The organism is Acinetobacter sp. ANC 4654 (assembly GCF_002135425.1).
Taxonomy (GTDB): domain Bacteria; phylum Pseudomonadota; class Gammaproteobacteria; order Pseudomonadales; family Moraxellaceae; genus Acinetobacter; species Acinetobacter kyonggiensis.
The window spans coordinates 89,731-106,041 of the sequence record NZ_NEGL01000006.1; the positions used below are offsets into that span (position 1 = coordinate 89,731).

Consider the following 16,311-nt stretch of genomic DNA (forward strand, 5'->3'; position numbering starts at 1 on the left):
ATGGAAGATACCCCACTTATAATTGGTTCGCGTACATTTAATTCGCGCTTATTGGTTGGTACAGGTAAATACAAAGATTTAACTGAAACTGATCTAGCAATTCAAGCCAGTGGCGCAGAAATTGTCACTGTTGCCATTCGCCGAGTAAACATTGGACAGCATCCTGATCAACCGAATTTACTTTCTGTTGTCCCTCCTGAAAAATATACGATTTTGCCAAATACAGCAGGTTGTTTTGATGCCAATAGTGCCGTGCGCACCTGTATGCTTGCACGCGAGTTATTAGATGGTCATAACCTCGTTAAACTTGAAGTCTTAGGTGATGAAAAAACCTTATACCCAAATATCACAGAAACCTTAAAAGCAGCACGCACGCTGATTGACGATGGTTTTGAGATTATGGTCTATACCTCTGACGACCCGATTGTGGCGCAAGAACTTGAAAGTATGGGCTGCGTAGCCATTATGCCTTTAGGTAGTTTGATTGGTTCTGGGCTAGGCATTTTAAATCCGCATACCATTTCAATTATCAAAGAAAATGCTAAAGTTCCTGTACTTGTTGATGCTGGTGTCGGTACAGCCAGCGATGCTGCGATTGCGATGGAACTGGGTTGTGACGGCGTGTTGATGAATACAGCCATTGCTGCTGCACAAAATCCAATTTTAATGGCCTCTGCGATGAAAAAAGCGGTTGAAGCAGGTCGTGAGGCGTTCCTCGCAGGTCGCATGCCCCGTAAACGTATGGCCAATGCAAGTTCGCCAGAAACAGGCTATTTCTTTAAATAATGACCTGATCTGCTCTAAGCATTAAAAAGGATTCTGCGGAGTCCTTTTTATTCATCTAAATATAAAACAGTACTTTATGATTATTCAATGTTTAGATTCGCTCGATCAACACATCTAAATAAACTCAACAACCTCTATCTTTGACCATCTATAACAATATAAAAATGAGAGGAATTTAACCCCATGCTAAAACTTATCAAACCTTTACTCATGCTCAACACCCTATTTTTCATCACACTAACAAACAGTGCTTGGGCAGAAATAGAGATAAAAACCAATCTCAAAGCAAACTACAAATCCTTTGTTCCAAAAAACTGGAAAATCTTGGAAAAAGTACAAGGCGATTTAAACCAAGATGAGCAAGCGGATATTGCCCTGATTATTGAAGACACCAATCCAGACAATTTCGTTGCCAATGCAGGCTTAGGTACTGACGTACTCAATAGCAATAAACGAAAGCTTTTGATTCTATTGAAGCAAGCTAATGGTTATCAACTTGCAGCTAGTAATAGCACTTTGCCGACTGAAGGTGATGTAGAGTCCCCTTGTCTGGCTGACCCGCTCGGTGAATCTGAAGCTTTGAGCATACAAAAAGGTGTGCTCAAAATTCATCTGCACTATTGGCTAAGCTGTGGTTCATGGTATGTGACCAATCATATTTATGCCTTTCGATACCAAGACCGCACATTTAAGCTGATTGGCTATGATGTAAATGATTTCCATCGTGCATCAGGCGACATCACAGCGCGAAGTATTAACTTTATGACCAATAAAGTGAAAACTACGACAGGTGAAAATGAGTTTGCAGAAAGCACGCAACCTGTCAAAGTTCAATGGTCGACATTAAAACGTCGCTATGCATTGAAACTCGAACAGGTTCAGTTCAATGAACCACATGAGTTTGAATAAAATTAGCCATTGAAGACTCTTTTAAACTCAGATGCGCAGCTTACTGTGCTTCTAAAATACGAATTTTCACGTTAGCAACCACACCTTCGGTTGCTTTCGCATGTTGTTGCATATTGACACTGTGCATATGTGTTTCTAAGTGCGGCATGCTCTCCCACTTTTCATACATCATAATTGAAAATGGCACTTTGGTCTGTAATGCACTCTCAATTGCAGGGTGATCAATATGCACGTCATAGAGATGACAACCAGACTCTTGTAATACCTGTTCACGGATGTTGTGAAATGAATCAAGTACCGTTTTGAAATCTTGTTCAGTATGACAAATAATTTCAGCAATCACAGTTAACATGGTCACGTCTCCCAATTAAGCAAAAACTTGCGTTAAATGTTCACGGTACTGCGCCATATAGGCTTCAACTTCAGGCGCTTTAATCACATCATTGGCAATAAAAGTTTCTAAGCTTTGCATACCCAAGAACTGATTTGCCTTATGAAAGGGTAAATACACACCATCTACCCCAACACCATGGAAAAATTGGTCTTGCTCAGTAAATGCTGCCATAGGTGCATTCCATGTAAGTGATAACATATATTTTTTATCATGAATGAGACCACCAGAACCATATTTTTTTGATGCATCTGTGCGTGATCGACCATCACTTGCATATAAAGTTCCATGCCCTTCTGTAAAAATATCATCGATATATTTTTTCACCGTCCAAGGTGCGCCCATCCACCAACCAGGCATTTGATAAATCACCACATCGGCCCATACATATTTTTGTATTTCTGCCTGAATCTCATAGTCACTATCTGCACGTGAAATTTGAACGGTATGACCAAGTTCGCAAAGTACCTTATTTGCCAGCTCTGTCAAAGTGTCATTTAACTCTCCATTAGAATGTGCAAATTGTTTAGCGCCATTAATAATCAGGATATTACTCATTACTTAACCTTAAAAGATTCATTTTCAGCAAGCAATATACTTGAGATTTTTATTGATAAAAATTCATCAAACTGCAAAATATTATTGATAAAAAATCAACAATAAGAAAAATTCATTTCAAAATCATTTTTTCTTAATCTAAAATCCCACCTCAATAATCGGAAATAGTTGTGCAAAATGCAGCACGCAAAGTAAACACCAAAAATCCAATTCAATAGACATAAAAAAAGCACCCTCAGGCACTTTTAAATTGAATCCAAATTTACTTAAGCAATCAAACCTTCATCACGCATAGCTATTTGCACCGATTGGCGTTCAGCCACTTTATGACGTAATGCAATAATATTTTTATAAGGAGCTAAATCGTGTTCGATTCCATTTGACCAATTTGTCAGTACAAATAAATAGGCATCTGCTGGGCCAAAATTATCATCGACCAAATAGTCGTTGTCAGATTCACCCTTTGCTTTATCAATATAAGTTAATAAACGATCAATTTCTGCATATGCTTTTTCTTTCGCTTCAGCAGATAATGGTGCACCAAAGAATACGGCATAAGCATCGTGTAATTCAGAGTTTAAATAACCGAGCCATTCAAGCACTTTGGCACGCCCTAAACCCGATGGTGGAATTAAATCTTGTTTTGGATCATGCTGTGCAAGGAACGGTAAAATTGCCACATTTTCAGTTAGAATCAAGCCCGGATTAATTTCTAAAGCAGGAACATAACCCTTAGGGTTAATAGCGTAATAATCAGCCCCTTTTTCTGTTTTATGTGTTTTTAAATTGACACGTTCTAAATCAAAATCGACGTTAATTTCATTTAAAATAATATGAGCAGCCAAAGAGCATGCACCTGGAGAATAATAAAGCTTCATATCTGATCCTTGTTATCTAACTATTAACTGTTTTAAATCTCTTCTAACAAACTTTCAAGTGATCAAACCTATAAATTGCAAAAAAGCATCAATGAATAAAAAATATTTACCTTTCTGAATATTGTCCAAAATCTCGCTTTTTTCAAGTCAATCTAATGTGCTTTTTTTTATAAAGATGTTTTAACATAGCCAACTTTAAAGTTTGATGAAAATTAACGTTGTGATTAGCCTGAAAAAAGAAGAATGGTTTTCCAATATCCGTACCGATGTTTTAGCAGGTTTGGTGGTTGGCTTAGCGCTAATTCCTGAATCAATCGCTTTTTCAGCTATTGCAGGTGTCGATCCACAAGTCGGCTTATATGCTTCATTTTGCATAGCGGTCACCATTGCATTTTTTGGCGGCAGATCCGCCATGATTTCTGCTGCCACGGGTGCTATGGCTTTACTGATGATCACCCTTGTAAAAGATCATGGTCTGCAATATTTATTAGCAACCACAGTGCTTACAGGAATCATTCAAGTCATTGCTGGTTACTTTAAAGTGGCAAAGTTAATGCGCTTTATTTCTCAATCTGTAGTCTACGGCTTTGTAAATGCCCTCGCGATTTTGATTTTTGCCGCTCAACTTCCTGAGCTGAACAAAATGGATAGCTTAGGCTATTTATTTGTCGGGCTAGGGTTGGCTGTCGTTTATTTATTTCCTTACATTCCTAAAATTGGCAAACTCATTCCCTCTCCACTGATTTGCATTATTGTTCTAAGTTTAGTTGCACTTTTTTTAGGTGCCGATATGCGTACAGTCAGTGATTTAGGTCACTTCCCAGACACCCTGCCTATTTTCCTGATTCCTGACATTCCACTAAACTTTGAAACGCTCAGAATTATTTTCCCTTACGCTGTGACTTTAGCGACTGTGGGTTTATTAGAAACCATGATGACCACGACTATTGTCAATGAAGTCACTGGAACTGAAGGTGATCGTCATCAAGAATGCCGCGGTCAGGGTTATGCCAATATTGTCAGCGGTTTCATGGGTGGCATGGCAGGTTGTGCCATGATTGGCCAATCAATTATTAATGTCTCGTCAGGTGCGCGTACTCGGTTATCCACCTTAACGGCTGGGGTATTTTTACTGTGTTTGGTGGTCTTTTTAAAAGATTGGCTGGCATATATTCCTATGGCCGCTTTGGTTGCCATTATGATTATGGTGTCATTCACCACCTTTAACTGGGATTCAGTGCGCAATTTTAGTAAACACCCCAAACAAAGCAATCTTGTTATGCTTGCTGTGGTGATTGTCGTTTTAGCAACGCATAACCTTGCACTGGGTGTATTACTTGGTGTATTACTTTCAGCGCTATTTTTAATCAATAAATTAGAGCGTGAAGTCAAAGTTCAATCTGAGCTGATCAACAATATTCGTTACTACAGCATTTCAGGGCAAATTTTCTTTAGCAGTTCAGATAAATTTTTTCAGTTTTTTGACTTTAAAGAAAATATAAGCAAGGTTGAAATTGATCTCACCCATGCGCACATCTGGGATATTACCTCGGTCAATATGCTCAATAATGTGGTGCAGAAATTTAAAGCGCAAAATATTGAAGTCAATATTATTGGCTTAAATGAAGCGAGCAGCACTTTAGTTGACCGTTACAGTTCCAATTCGTTTTGATCATTTTTAAAGCGTCTATTTAGGTAATGCCAGTCAGTTAAGGATTTTTGAAATAAAGCCCTTAGCTTTTTAGTTGTTCACGGTGGAGTCTTACCTTTCATAATCAAATACTTGAAGCTCGTTTGTTCTTTTGTTACGCCAAAAGAACCAAAAACATTTGTCATCCGCAAAACTCGCCAACTACCGAAAATTAACAAAGAAATTGCAAAAACAATATGTTACCCATGTAGTCATACCTTGCGCTGCAAAATAAAGCCGTGCTTTATTTATTGCTCAAGTTGCAGATGACGTTTCCGCGTATCGAATAACATTATGAATTTAAAATAAAAAAGCCTATCAATTTCTTAACTGATCAGCATTATCTATTTAGGCGCTTTTTTATATGGCACAACTTTATTCAGCAATTAAATTGGACTGAACCCAGTAAAAAATTTGACTTACACCCCTTAAGACTTAAAATACCGCATTCGAATTTTTTACATTTGCCAAAGTTATGTCGAACGATCAATTAGACCAGCAAGTCGTCGAACTGGACAACTTGAATGAACATCGCGAAATTGTTACTTTTATGCGTCGTTCATCTCCGCTGAATACCTCTCAACGTACTGCGCTTGAACAATATGGTCACTTCATTTTGGAATATCCTGTGGGCGATTTACGTCAGCACTTTGAACATCCAGAACGCCCTTTGACCGTTGAAATTGGTTTTGGTATGGGACGTTCGCTAGTGCTTATGGCAAAAGCGAATCCTGAACGCAACTATGTCGGTATTGAAGTTCATGTACCCGGTATCGCACAATGCGTTTATGAAGCAGGTATGGCGGGTTTAACCAACTTACGTTTACTTGATGCAGATGCCATTCAAGTACTACGTGAAATGCCAGACAATAGCATTAATGCGGTACAGCTTTATTTCCCAGATCCGTGGCAAAAGAAACGTCATTTCAAACGTCGTTTTGTATCGCATGATCGTATGCCATTGGTTGAACAAAAGTTGGAAATGGGCGGTACATTCCATTCTGCTACAGATTGGGAACCGTATGCTGAATGGATGTTAGACGTATTGGATAATCGTCCAAATCTTGAAAACATGGCAGGTCAAGGCAATAGCTACCCACGCCCAGACTGGCGTCCACAAACCAAATTTGAACGTCGTGGTTTAGAGGAAGGTCATAAAATTAATGATTTTCTATTTAAGAAAATCAAGTAAATTTTAAATATAAGTTAACAAATGGCTCATTCAGATATGAGCCATTTTTAATGCAAGCTATTAAACCTTCAGCGCCATAAAACCTTGATAAGATAAAATTTGGGTAAAGCGTTGTACAGAACCAAAACCTGCCAAGCTTAATTGTTCAAATGTTTCTTGTTCCGACAATGGGTAAAAGTCATCTGCCAAGCGATTTAACATTGCCGTAGATTGCGCTGTACTTAAGCCATTTGCCTCACAGATATGCTGAAGCATGCCTCGCTCTTGATCGGTATTCATTTCAGTCAAATCAAAACCAATAAACACACCGTGCTGCTTTAAGCGCGAAACAATTGCTTTAAAGAACTCTGGTTTATGCGCATAAGGAACAAAATGTGTAACAAGAATGGAAAGTGCTGCATCATAAATTGAATCTGTTTTTAACTGATCAACATCAGCCAATACGAACTCCACTCGATGCATTGCATCTAATGGCTGAATATAGTGTTTGGCTTTATCCAACATGGTTGCCGATAAATCAGTGGCAGTAAAAGACCAATTTGGAAACAATTGCAATAAATAACCCAGTTCATAGCCTGTACCACAACCTACAATCAAGACATGAGCATGTTCATTGACATAAGTTTTTAGCAATGCTTGAATCTGTTGATGCACCACTTCGTAGCCTGGAATAAGTTTACGAATATGTACATCATAACCATCAACCACATGCTGACTGTTAAAATCCTTTGCCATTGCTTTACTCCCCCTTATTTATCGATTATTCAAATATTAATCTAAGAAAGTAATATTCTGATTTAAAATTAAGTCTGATTTAAAATTAAGATTGAGTCTCATGTGATTGTAAAATTTGCTGACTCATGAGGTGATATATATTTTTTAAATCTTCACGTTGCCCCTTTTGCAACATCTGTTCGTGCATCTTTAAAATATTTTGATCACCGCGCATGGCTGGGCCAGTTTGCATCAATTTCGGATCACCATGTAGGGCTTTATTGGCAGTTTCTAAAATCAGCGGATACAGTAAGGAGAAATCCACTTGCTGCGCATCCACAATTTGCTGTGCCATGTCATAACAATAATTGCTAAAATTACAAGCAAACACGGCGGCCAAATGTAAGCTTAAACGTTGTGCGGAAGTGTATGAATAAACGCGAGTACTGCACTGATTAGCGAGTTCCGCCAATAACACCAAATCATCTTCAGACTTGGCTTCTACAAAAATAGGCGTATCCGACCACGGAATGTCCCGATCCAAACTAAAGGTTTGCAACGGATAAAATACACCTGCCCGTGCATGGATATGTGCCAAGACTTCAATATCTGTACTGCCTGAAGTATGCACAATCAAAACATTGGGTAATTGTTGATGGACATTGCTAATAACCGAAGCAATCGCCTGATCACTCACCGCAATAACAACCAAATCAATCTCGGGATTAAGTTCTTCAATATTCGCAGTTGCCGTTGCCTTCACTTGTGTCGCTAAAGTTTGTGCAGTTGCTAAAGTTCGACTATAAATCTGAACGATTTGATGATGTTGGCTTAATACATGAGCAAGATGATGCGCAACCCGCCCTGCACCCATAAAACTAATTCGCATACGCTTTCACACTTTACTGTTCAGCACAGCATGCCAATAAAAAAAGGACGAATCAATTCGTCCTTTTTATTAATAGCGTTTATATCGGGCAGTTTAGTTAAAAATGTTATTTAAATAAATTATACGCTCGCTGGTTTTCTGATTAAAACATTTGCTGTATTGCATCGCTTCATTTTGTTGATACATTGCATCATTCCAATAATCAGATTTCTTTTGATAGATTTCTTTATCATTATCAGCGAGCTGATTTACATTCTTTTGTGCAATGACTTTACAATCTACATCACGTTTTTCAAACCAATCGGATTGATCTTGTTGCAACTGCTGCTTTTGTTCAACAGAGAATTGATCCCAAATCTGATTTAAGCGTTCAACCACTTTAGTTTTGTCTGCATCTAATTCTTTTTGACGAATATCCATCACCTTTTGTGCTAAAGCGACTTCTGCTGCATGTTCTTGTGAATACTTTTCTGAATATTCGCGGTTTTCACTATTTTGTTTGACATAGGATTCATATTCCACCGCTTTCACTGTCACAAAAACAATACCATCAATCACTGCATTTTGGTTTTCCGCGCTAATGGTTAAACCTTCTTTATCAGTCTTGGTAATATCATAACTATAAGCACCGCTCAGTTGATCATCACCAAGCGTTAAATTAGATTCACCACTTTCCAAATAATCACGTAAAGTTGATGTCGATGCCTGTTCTTCACCTTCACAATCTTCACAAGGTGCTTCTAAATAGGCATTTTCAGCACGTTTTTGTAAGCCTTTAGGCAATTGAACCACCAGATCACTGCTACAGGCTAAGTTTTTGACGGTGCTTGGATCATCCGTGATTGTGGTGACATTCTTAATTTTAAACTTCACGTTTTGCGTGATTTTCTTTAATAATTCTTGATCTGCGTCATAGCTCGAATGACGTAATTGCTTATCTAACTGTTTTAAATATTCAGCTTTTAGATATGCTTCAACTTGTCCGATATTTTTTGCATCAGTACAACTCCAATTTGAGGTTTCAACTTTTTCCTCAACAGGTTCACTCTTCTTATTTTTAAAATAGTCACAACCCGAAATTAAAGTTGTCGCGACAATTAGGCTGCAAAGTATTGTTTTATTCATCATTATGTTGTTAACCACATTATTTATAATTTTCGCTGCGTATTTAAGCAAAAAGTGATCCATTTAGCGAGAGTTCCAATAAAAAAATCTCCGCTTTTAGCCAGAGATTTTTTCTTCTTAAATTATCAGATAATTTACTGTTTTTTAATTCCTTGCTCATTCACTTCACGCGTTACTCCAGTTTCAGTATTGAGGACTTCAAATTCAATACGGCGATTTTTAAACTGACCATTCGCTGTTGAATTATCCGCGATTGGTTGTTCTTGACCATAACCAACTGCTTGTAATTGTGCAGGATCAACACCCTGTTTCACTAAATAATCCACAACAGCTTGCGCACGTTTTTGGGATAAGGTCTTATTTGTTGCAGCATTGCCTACAGCATCCGTATGACCTTTAACGGTTAACTTCACTTGTGGCGCACGTTTCATTAAAGCCGCGGCTTGATCTAAAATCGATTTATTTGCTTCAGGGATATTGGCACGTGCTGTATCAAAATTAATAATTTGCATATTCAGTGCTGTGGCAATATCTAAGGCGCGAATATGATCTGGGTTAATTTCCGCCAAAGCTTTTTCCGCATTGCTATTGCCCGTACTCATTACAGCATGACTGTCTACAGGTGGAGCGTTATTGGTGGCTGCTTGCACCATCACGGTCATATTTTTAACCAGTGGTTGAATTTTAGCTGCCAGTTGTTGTGCATCTATAGGATTAGCAGTCTGAATAGAAAGTTGATTTCCCATCCAAGTTAATGAGGTATTTGGCACGCCCTTGACCAGTTTTAATACGCTTGGAATAGCATCTTGATCAATAAATTCGGTATGGTAATTGGCATTGGTCTCGACACCACAACCCATGGTGTGATTAAAAATTTGTTTGATTTCCTGTTGCAAAATATTGATATAATTCGCATTACCAGAATATAACTGACACGTTGTTAAATATCCTGCCGCGCCAGTACTTAGCTGTAATTTAGCAGGTTCACTACTGGTTGTTTGTGTAGCAAGACCTCCTACTGATTCAGTTTCTTTTTTACCCGAACACGCCCTAAAAATTAACGCCAGTAACACTGCTAAAATAATAAAAGCAATCAAGGGTAATAAAAAACCTGATTTCTTTTTTTCCTCAATATTTTGAGAAGATGCAACTTCAGGAGCTTGGTGCAAAGCTTGTCCAGATACAGCGCCACCCCCTAAAGCAGTTAAAAGTGCCGTAGCCCAATATGGTAAGGCATTCGACACCGCTGACCAGTGTGTTTCAATCAGATGTACAATCGCACTTGGCTCAGCAGAACCCGCTTCAATCTCTAGCACGCCAAGCACTAATGCAATTGAGCGATTTAAGGTAGATTCCATAGCCCCTGTGGGGACAGTACCTGAAATTTGTTCTAAAAATTGATGTTTTAAAGCAGGATTATTTGTAAAAATATCGGTTAATCTTGGATTTAATTGATTTTGTAAACGTCCAATAAGCTCTGGCTGAGATTTAAAGATTGATAATAGGATTGGGAAAAAACTAGTTAATGCCTGACTCTTTTCACTAAGATATTCCGTTTCACCCTCAAGGACAATCGCAGATACTTTTTTCTTAAGTAAGTCAATCAGATTAATATTCATCCATTATTCCTTTTATTCTCGTTTTATCATGCTTAATTTTTAGTTTATCTGTTCGTTTTTTAAGCAGTGTAAATAATTGTATTGTTTAAAATACAATTGTTTTTCAAAGACAAAAAAAGCCAGCCGAAGCTGACTTTTAGAAAATGTGAAATCAATTAAGCCGCAAAAGTTTGAACGACCTTACCCACAACTTTCTGATTAATAAGCGGTGTATTTTTACCCTGTGAAAGAATTGAATCTTTAGCGACCAACCATTCGAGTTGAGGGTCAACCAAAGCCCAACCAGACTCGTCCACCCAACGATCAACCATATTGGCCACTTTTGCTGGAGCCAGTGTGACTTTTTCTACCCATTCTAAAGGCTCAAACAAACCTTCGTTAACCAGCCGAACACCAAAAGCAACATAAGTATCAAAAGCGGTCAGACCTGGTTCGGTTTCAGCAAATGGCGCTAATTTTGCAGAACTGCTCAGGGGTTCATGATGGGTACAAATTGCATCAATCACACCATCTTTCACGCCTTGACGTAATAGCTGTTTATCTTTTTCAGCACGTAATGGCGGGCGTACATGTGCCAACGAGTTAAAACCATCGGTTAAACTTTCAGTTAAATGCAGTTGGTGCATTGCAACATCAGCAGTGACAGGTAAGCCTTTAGCTTTGGCAATCTTAATGAGCTCAACAGAAGCCCCACAGGACAACAAACCAAAATGGGCACGAACTTTAGTGGCTTCAATCATCAACAGGTACTTTGCAATCGCCACTGTTTCAGCCAAGGCTGGAATCATCGGTAAACCTTGGCGTGAGGCAACAAAACCTTCATGTACACAACCATCTTTGGCAATTTGATGTTCTTCTGCATAAAACACAACGGTCATACCCAAACCAGCTGCATATTCCAGCGTACGAAGTACAACATCATCATCCGCAAAGGGAGCATTGGCATTAGATACCGCTGTACACCCCCCTTTTTTCAAACTGGCCATATTTGCAGGTTGTTTGCCTTGCAAACCTTGAGTCTGTGCTCCAATGACTTTTAAGTAAATTCCACCATCTAACATGGCTTTTTCTACTAATCCGTGAATCAATGCGCCATTGTCCTGCACGATTGGTTTGGAATCCGGTGGTGTAAAGATATGTAGAATACCATTTTTACGTGCTGCACGACCTTCAGACTTTAACGTACCATGCTGTTGCTGACCGGGTTCACGCATACGTGCACATAAATCGACCATGGTTGGCATCAACCATTTACCTTGTCCATCAATGATTTCGCTCACATGATCTGTTGCCGCAACGCGTTTACCCTGTTCTAAATAAACTGTTTCTACGCTATCCGTTTGCTTGATTGGATCGAGGACACGGACATTTTCAATTTTTACAATACTCATGACTTTTCCTTATCCCGCAATCGCTTCAATTAAACCTTTTTCCTGCAACTGACCTTGCATAGACAAGGCAAGCACTGCCATACGTACAGCAATACCATTGGTCACTTGATGCAAAATAACCGCTTGTGGACCGTCGGCAATACTGGAATCAATTTCTACACCACGGTTCATTGGCCCCGGATGCATCACGATACAATCTGGTTTTGCCATTGCTAGACGTTCTTTATTCAAGCCATACATTTTATAAAATTCAGCTTGCGACGCGAGTGCAGGCGAATCAATACGTTCATTTTGAATACGTAAGGTAATAATCACATCGCAGTCTTTGATGCCTTCTTCCATGTTATTAAATAGACGAATCTCTTCACCGTATTCATCAAAAGCGTATGGAAGCAAAGTATTGGGTGCAATAACGCGAATGTCTTTACAGCCCAAGGTTTGCAATGCCACCACATCTGAACGTGCCACACGTGAATGTTTAATATCGCCAATAATTGCAACACTTAAAGCTTCGAATGGCTTTTTCGTTTCACGGCGAATCGTCAACATGTCCAACATGGCTTGAGTTGGATGCGCATGACGACCATCACCCGCGTTAATAATCGCAACATGTGGCGAGACCGTTTGTGCAATAAAATGTGCTGCACCTGAAGATGAATGACGCACCACGAAAATATCCGCCGCCATGGCTTCTAAATTCCACAGCGTATCACGTAGCGTTTCACCCTTCGATGTACTTGAGCGCGCAATATCAATATTCAAAACATTTGCCGACAAACGCTTTGCTGCTGCTTCAAAAGTAGTACGTGTACGTGTTGAGTTTTCAAAAAATAGGTTCATGACTGTACGACCTTCCAAAAGTGGAGTCGTAATCAATTGATTTTGTTCATTGAAAAAAGAATTAGCGGTATCAAGAATTTTTGTCAGGGTTTCTTTGGAAAGACCTTCAATGGTCAAGAAATGTTTAAGATTACCCTGTTGATTGAGTTGAATCTGGCTCGGAGTATGCAATGCTGCCAAGTGCATGAGAGATTCCCTTGCGGTTAAGTTGAACTATTATACAGATATTATTCTGCATAATCCGAGACCAATGCGCACGATCAAGCAATTTTTAGTCAATTTAAATTTTTGATCTGGCTTCTCTTATTCACGAAAATACGTCCAACACAGCGCAAATAAAATTTCTATGCAGTATCAACCCAATAAAAACATTAAAAATTTTTAAGCTGAGTATTTGTAGCTCTCTATTGAATCATTCTGCTCTAGCGATGTAAAAGGATTAGTATTAATTAAACAATCACCACCTCTCCTGTGTATACAAAATAGGCTCTAAATGAATGCGATGATTTAGAGCCTTATTTATCAGCGCAATGCACCAATATAATGATGTGAAACTTGCGCTCTATAAATTTCGTCTTCTGTAACCTCAACTTCATTTTGCACAATTTCAACAACCACTTTCTTTTCTGGCTGAATGACTGCAATCTCAGGCTCACGTTCAGCAAGAATTAAAGCATTTAAACGTGCCGCATGTCGGTCTAATTCGGCATCTTTTTCCGCCTGCGCCAACCCAACAACATATTGGGCATAATCCTTATTATGCACCAAATACATGACATCAATTACCCGCCCAGCCACACGTCTCAATCGAGCATAAATAAGTGTTGCAACTGAAAATGCATCGCCATTTTCCTTAAAACCTTTATAAACTAAATCCGTCATGAATGCCCCCATCAAATCAATTTTAAACTACGCTTTCAGCCAAAACACCTGACTGATCACCAATCAATATATTGATCAGCAAAATACATACCAAATATGAGCGCCAAACAGATAAAAAGTCGATATTTTTGCCTCAGACTTAGGCTTTACCATAATTTAAAAACTTTTAAGCCCTAAAATACGTTAAAATATTAGATTGCTTAGCTGCTTTTGGAAATTTGCATGAATTCGAAACTACGTCTTTCTACATACTGGGTTACCTGTGCAGATGGACTTGAAACCTTACTCCAAGAAGAATTGGAAGGTTTAGGTGTTCAAAATATTGAACGCTTTCCAGGACGTTTAGTTTTCCAAGGCACGCTAGAAAATGCATACCGTATTTGTATTTGGTCGCGTTTAGCATCTCGTGTACTGACGCCTATTCATACCCATGAATTGGACTTCACGCATGATGCACGTGATGTGGCAGAAGAGCTGTATGAAGGTGCAATGAACTTTGACTGGTCTCTCATTTTTGCACCACAAAGTACCTTTGCCATTCGTTTGCACGTAGAACGTGACATTAAAGTAAATAGTCAATTTGCGACCTTACGTGTGAAAGATGGTGTGGTCGATTCCTTTATGGAAGCTGTCGGCAAACGCCCAAGTGTTGATATTAAACAACCAGAAATTACTTTATATGTGCTTGCGGGTAAAACTCAGCACACTTATTGCTTAGATTTATCAGGTGATTCCTTACATAAACGTGGCTATCGTCACTTTATGACCGATGCGCCAATTAAAGAAAACCTTGCAGCAGCAATTCTGCAAAAAGCCAAATTACTCCAATGTAATCCAGACATTATTTTAGACCCAATGTGTGGTTCAGGTACATTCATCATTGAAGCACTGATGATGTTGACTGATCGTGCACCTGGTTTAGTGCGTCGCTTTGGTTTCAATGGTTGGAATGGTCATAACCATGATTTATGGATGTCAATCAAAGCAGAAGCCACTGAACGTCACCAAGCTGCATTAGAAAAACCATTACCTCAGTTCTATGCTTATGATGCTGACTGGGAAGCGGTGAAAGCGACCAAGCAAAATATTATTGCCGCAGGTTTTGAGTCATTGCTTGATCACATCAAAATTGAAGAACGTACTCTGGCTGACTGGCCCGATTTTGCAGCAATGGGTAAAAAAGCATTTATTGTGACTAACCCACCTTATGGTGAGCGTTTAGGTGAAAAAGCTTCGAATCGTGCTTTATACCTAGGTCTATCTGCTCTATTGCAAAAACACTTCCCAAATCAAACAGCAGCCGTTATTGCCTCTCAAATTGAGCAAGCGGACGTTTTAGCATTTAATGATCCACAAACTTTACGTTTAATGAATGGTAAATTGCCAATTTACATTCGTTCGGGTCAAATTAAACCCGCTACGGCAACTCAACCTTTCCTTGCTGTTTGGCAGCCACAACAATTTGAAAAAATTGAAGGTGCTGAAGACTTTACCAATCGTTTGCAAAAAAATATGCAGGCATTGAAAAAGTGGGCAGTCAAAGAAAATATTTATTGCTTACGTTTATATGATGCCGATCTGCCTGATTTTAATGTTGCAGTGGATTTATATGGCGATCGTTTACACGTCCAAGAATATGCACCACCAAAAATCATTGATCCTGAAAAAGCAAAAAAACGTTTTAATTTAGCGCTTGCTTCTATTCGTGCAGTAACAGGTTTAGGTCGTGATGCGATCTTCATTAAAACCCGTGCACGTCAGGAAGGTAAAACGCAGTATGAAAAACAAAGTACGGCATCTAAACGTTTTATTGTGCAAGAAGGCAAAGCAAAATTCTTAATCAACTTAACGGATTATTTAGATACAGGCTTGTTCCTTGACCATCGTCAAATGCGTTTACGTATTGCGGCTGAATCGAAAGGTAAACACTTCTTAAACTTGTATAGCTATACCTCTACTGCCAGTGTTCATGCTGCTTTAGGCGGTGCTGCAAGTACTACAAGTGTCGATTTATCGAATACTTATTTAAACTGGTCTAAAGAAAACTTTGTACTGAATGGCTTAACTGTCGATCATGCTGACCAACAACATCAGTTTTTCTCGAGCGACTGTTTTGAATGGTTAAAAGAAGGTCATGAACAATACGACCTGATCTTCATTGACCCGCCAACATTCTCTAACTCGAAAAAGTTCCACGGTACTTTTGACGTGCAACGTGACCATTTGTCATTACTCAAACGCGCAATGAACCGCTTAACCACAGAAGGTACGTTATACTTTTCAAATAACTATCGTGGTTTTGAAATGGATGATGAAATTTTGGCCTTCTTTGATGTTGAAGAAATTACCAACGAAACCATTGGTACTGACTTCAAACGCAATACCAAAATTCACCGCGCATGGAAAATTACCCATCCAAAAAGCTAATGCACTGGAGATGAAATACG

The 16,311-nt window shown here is 38.9% G+C and carries 15 protein-coding genes; 5 read left to right on the top strand and 10 right to left on the bottom strand.

All coding sequences use genetic code 11. From position 1 onward, the window contains the following. Together B9T24_RS10440 and B9T24_RS10445 are read left to right on the top strand one after the other, a co-directional pair. The gene (locus B9T24_RS10440; protein WP_086165708.1) at positions 1–786 is read left to right on the top strand and encodes a thiazole synthase; all 786 of its coding nucleotides are present in this window, start codon (positions 1–3) and stop codon (positions 784–786) included. Between the two features lie 183 nt (positions 787–969). Beyond that, positions 970–1,695 carry a hypothetical protein gene (locus B9T24_RS10445; RefSeq protein WP_086165709.1) on the top strand — a complete coding sequence of 242 codons (726 nt, stop codon included), beginning with the start codon at positions 970–972 and terminating at the stop codon, positions 1,693–1,695. Between the two features lie 40 nt (positions 1,696–1,735). Here the strand turns inward: B9T24_RS10445 and B9T24_RS10450 are convergent, their stop codons facing one another. From B9T24_RS10450 to B9T24_RS10460, 3 genes are all read right to left on the bottom strand, one after another. After that, a complete protein-coding gene (locus B9T24_RS10450; protein ID WP_086165710.1) occupies positions 1,736–2,047 on the bottom strand; it encodes a putative quinol monooxygenase in 312 nt (103 codons plus the stop codon). 15 nt (positions 2,048–2,062) lie between these two features. Continuing rightward, complete coding sequence (locus B9T24_RS10455) at positions 2,063–2,644, bottom strand: NAD(P)H-dependent oxidoreductase (RefSeq protein ID WP_086165711.1); 582 nt, start codon at positions 2,642–2,644, stop codon at positions 2,063–2,065. Positions 2,645–2,910: 266 nt separating this feature from the next. After that, a complete protein-coding gene (locus tag B9T24_RS10460) occupies positions 2,911–3,522 on the bottom strand; it encodes a glutathione binding-like protein (protein WP_086165712.1) in 612 nt (203 codons plus the stop codon). A gap of 220 nt (positions 3,523–3,742) precedes the next feature. On the opposite strand from B9T24_RS10460, the gene B9T24_RS10465 reads away from it, so the two are divergent. Together B9T24_RS10465 and trmB are read left to right on the top strand one after the other, a co-directional pair. Further along, the gene (locus tag B9T24_RS10465) at positions 3,743–5,194 is read left to right on the top strand and encodes a SulP family inorganic anion transporter (protein ID WP_086165901.1); all 1,452 of its coding nucleotides are present in this window, start codon (positions 3,743–3,745) and stop codon (positions 5,192–5,194) included. 493 nt (positions 5,195–5,687) lie between these two features. Continuing rightward, a complete protein-coding gene (gene trmB, locus B9T24_RS10470) occupies positions 5,688–6,404 on the top strand; it encodes a tRNA (guanosine(46)-N7)-methyltransferase TrmB (RefSeq protein WP_086165713.1) in 717 nt (238 codons plus the stop codon). A 60-nt stretch (positions 6,405–6,464) separates the two neighbouring features. Here the strand turns inward: trmB and B9T24_RS10475 are convergent, their stop codons facing one another. The 7 genes from B9T24_RS10475 to B9T24_RS10505 form a co-directional block, all read right to left on the bottom strand. Further along, a complete protein-coding gene (locus B9T24_RS10475) occupies positions 6,465–7,139 on the bottom strand; it encodes a class I SAM-dependent methyltransferase (protein WP_086165714.1) in 675 nt (224 codons plus the stop codon). An 85-nt stretch (positions 7,140–7,224) separates the two neighbouring features. Beyond that, entirely contained in the window at positions 7,225–8,007 is a 783-nt protein-coding gene (locus B9T24_RS10480; RefSeq protein ID WP_086165715.1) for a Rossmann-like and DUF2520 domain-containing protein, read from the bottom strand. Positions 8,008–8,100: 93 nt separating this feature from the next. Further along, positions 8,101–9,132, bottom strand: a complete 1,032-nt coding sequence (locus tag B9T24_RS10485) for a lysozyme inhibitor LprI family protein (RefSeq protein WP_086165902.1) — start codon at positions 9,130–9,132, stop codon at positions 8,101–8,103. A gap of 134 nt (positions 9,133–9,266) precedes the next feature. After that, complete coding sequence (locus tag B9T24_RS10490; RefSeq protein WP_086165716.1) at positions 9,267–10,751, bottom strand: OmpA family protein; 1,485 nt, start codon at positions 10,749–10,751, stop codon at positions 9,267–9,269. Between the two features lie 155 nt (positions 10,752–10,906). After that, positions 10,907–12,142, bottom strand: coding sequence for a dihydroorotase (locus tag B9T24_RS10495; RefSeq protein ID WP_086165717.1), 1,236 nt, complete (start codon positions 12,140–12,142; stop codon positions 10,907–10,909). Between the two features lie 9 nt (positions 12,143–12,151). Then, on the bottom strand, positions 12,152–13,168 hold the full coding sequence (locus tag B9T24_RS10500) for an aspartate carbamoyltransferase catalytic subunit (protein WP_086165718.1): 1,017 nt from the start codon (positions 13,166–13,168) through the stop codon (positions 12,152–12,154). Between the two features lie 336 nt (positions 13,169–13,504). Continuing rightward, entirely contained in the window at positions 13,505–13,864 is a 360-nt protein-coding gene (locus B9T24_RS10505) for a hypothetical protein (RefSeq protein WP_086165719.1), read from the bottom strand. 222 nt (positions 13,865–14,086) lie between these two features. Between B9T24_RS10505 and rlmKL the strand changes: the two genes are divergently transcribed. Then, entirely contained in the window at positions 14,087–16,291 is a 2,205-nt protein-coding gene (rlmKL, locus tag B9T24_RS10510; protein WP_086165720.1) for a bifunctional 23S rRNA (guanine(2069)-N(7))-methyltransferase RlmK/23S rRNA (guanine(2445)-N(2))-methyltransferase RlmL, read from the top strand. The last annotated feature ends 20 nt before the right edge of the window (positions 16,292–16,311 follow it).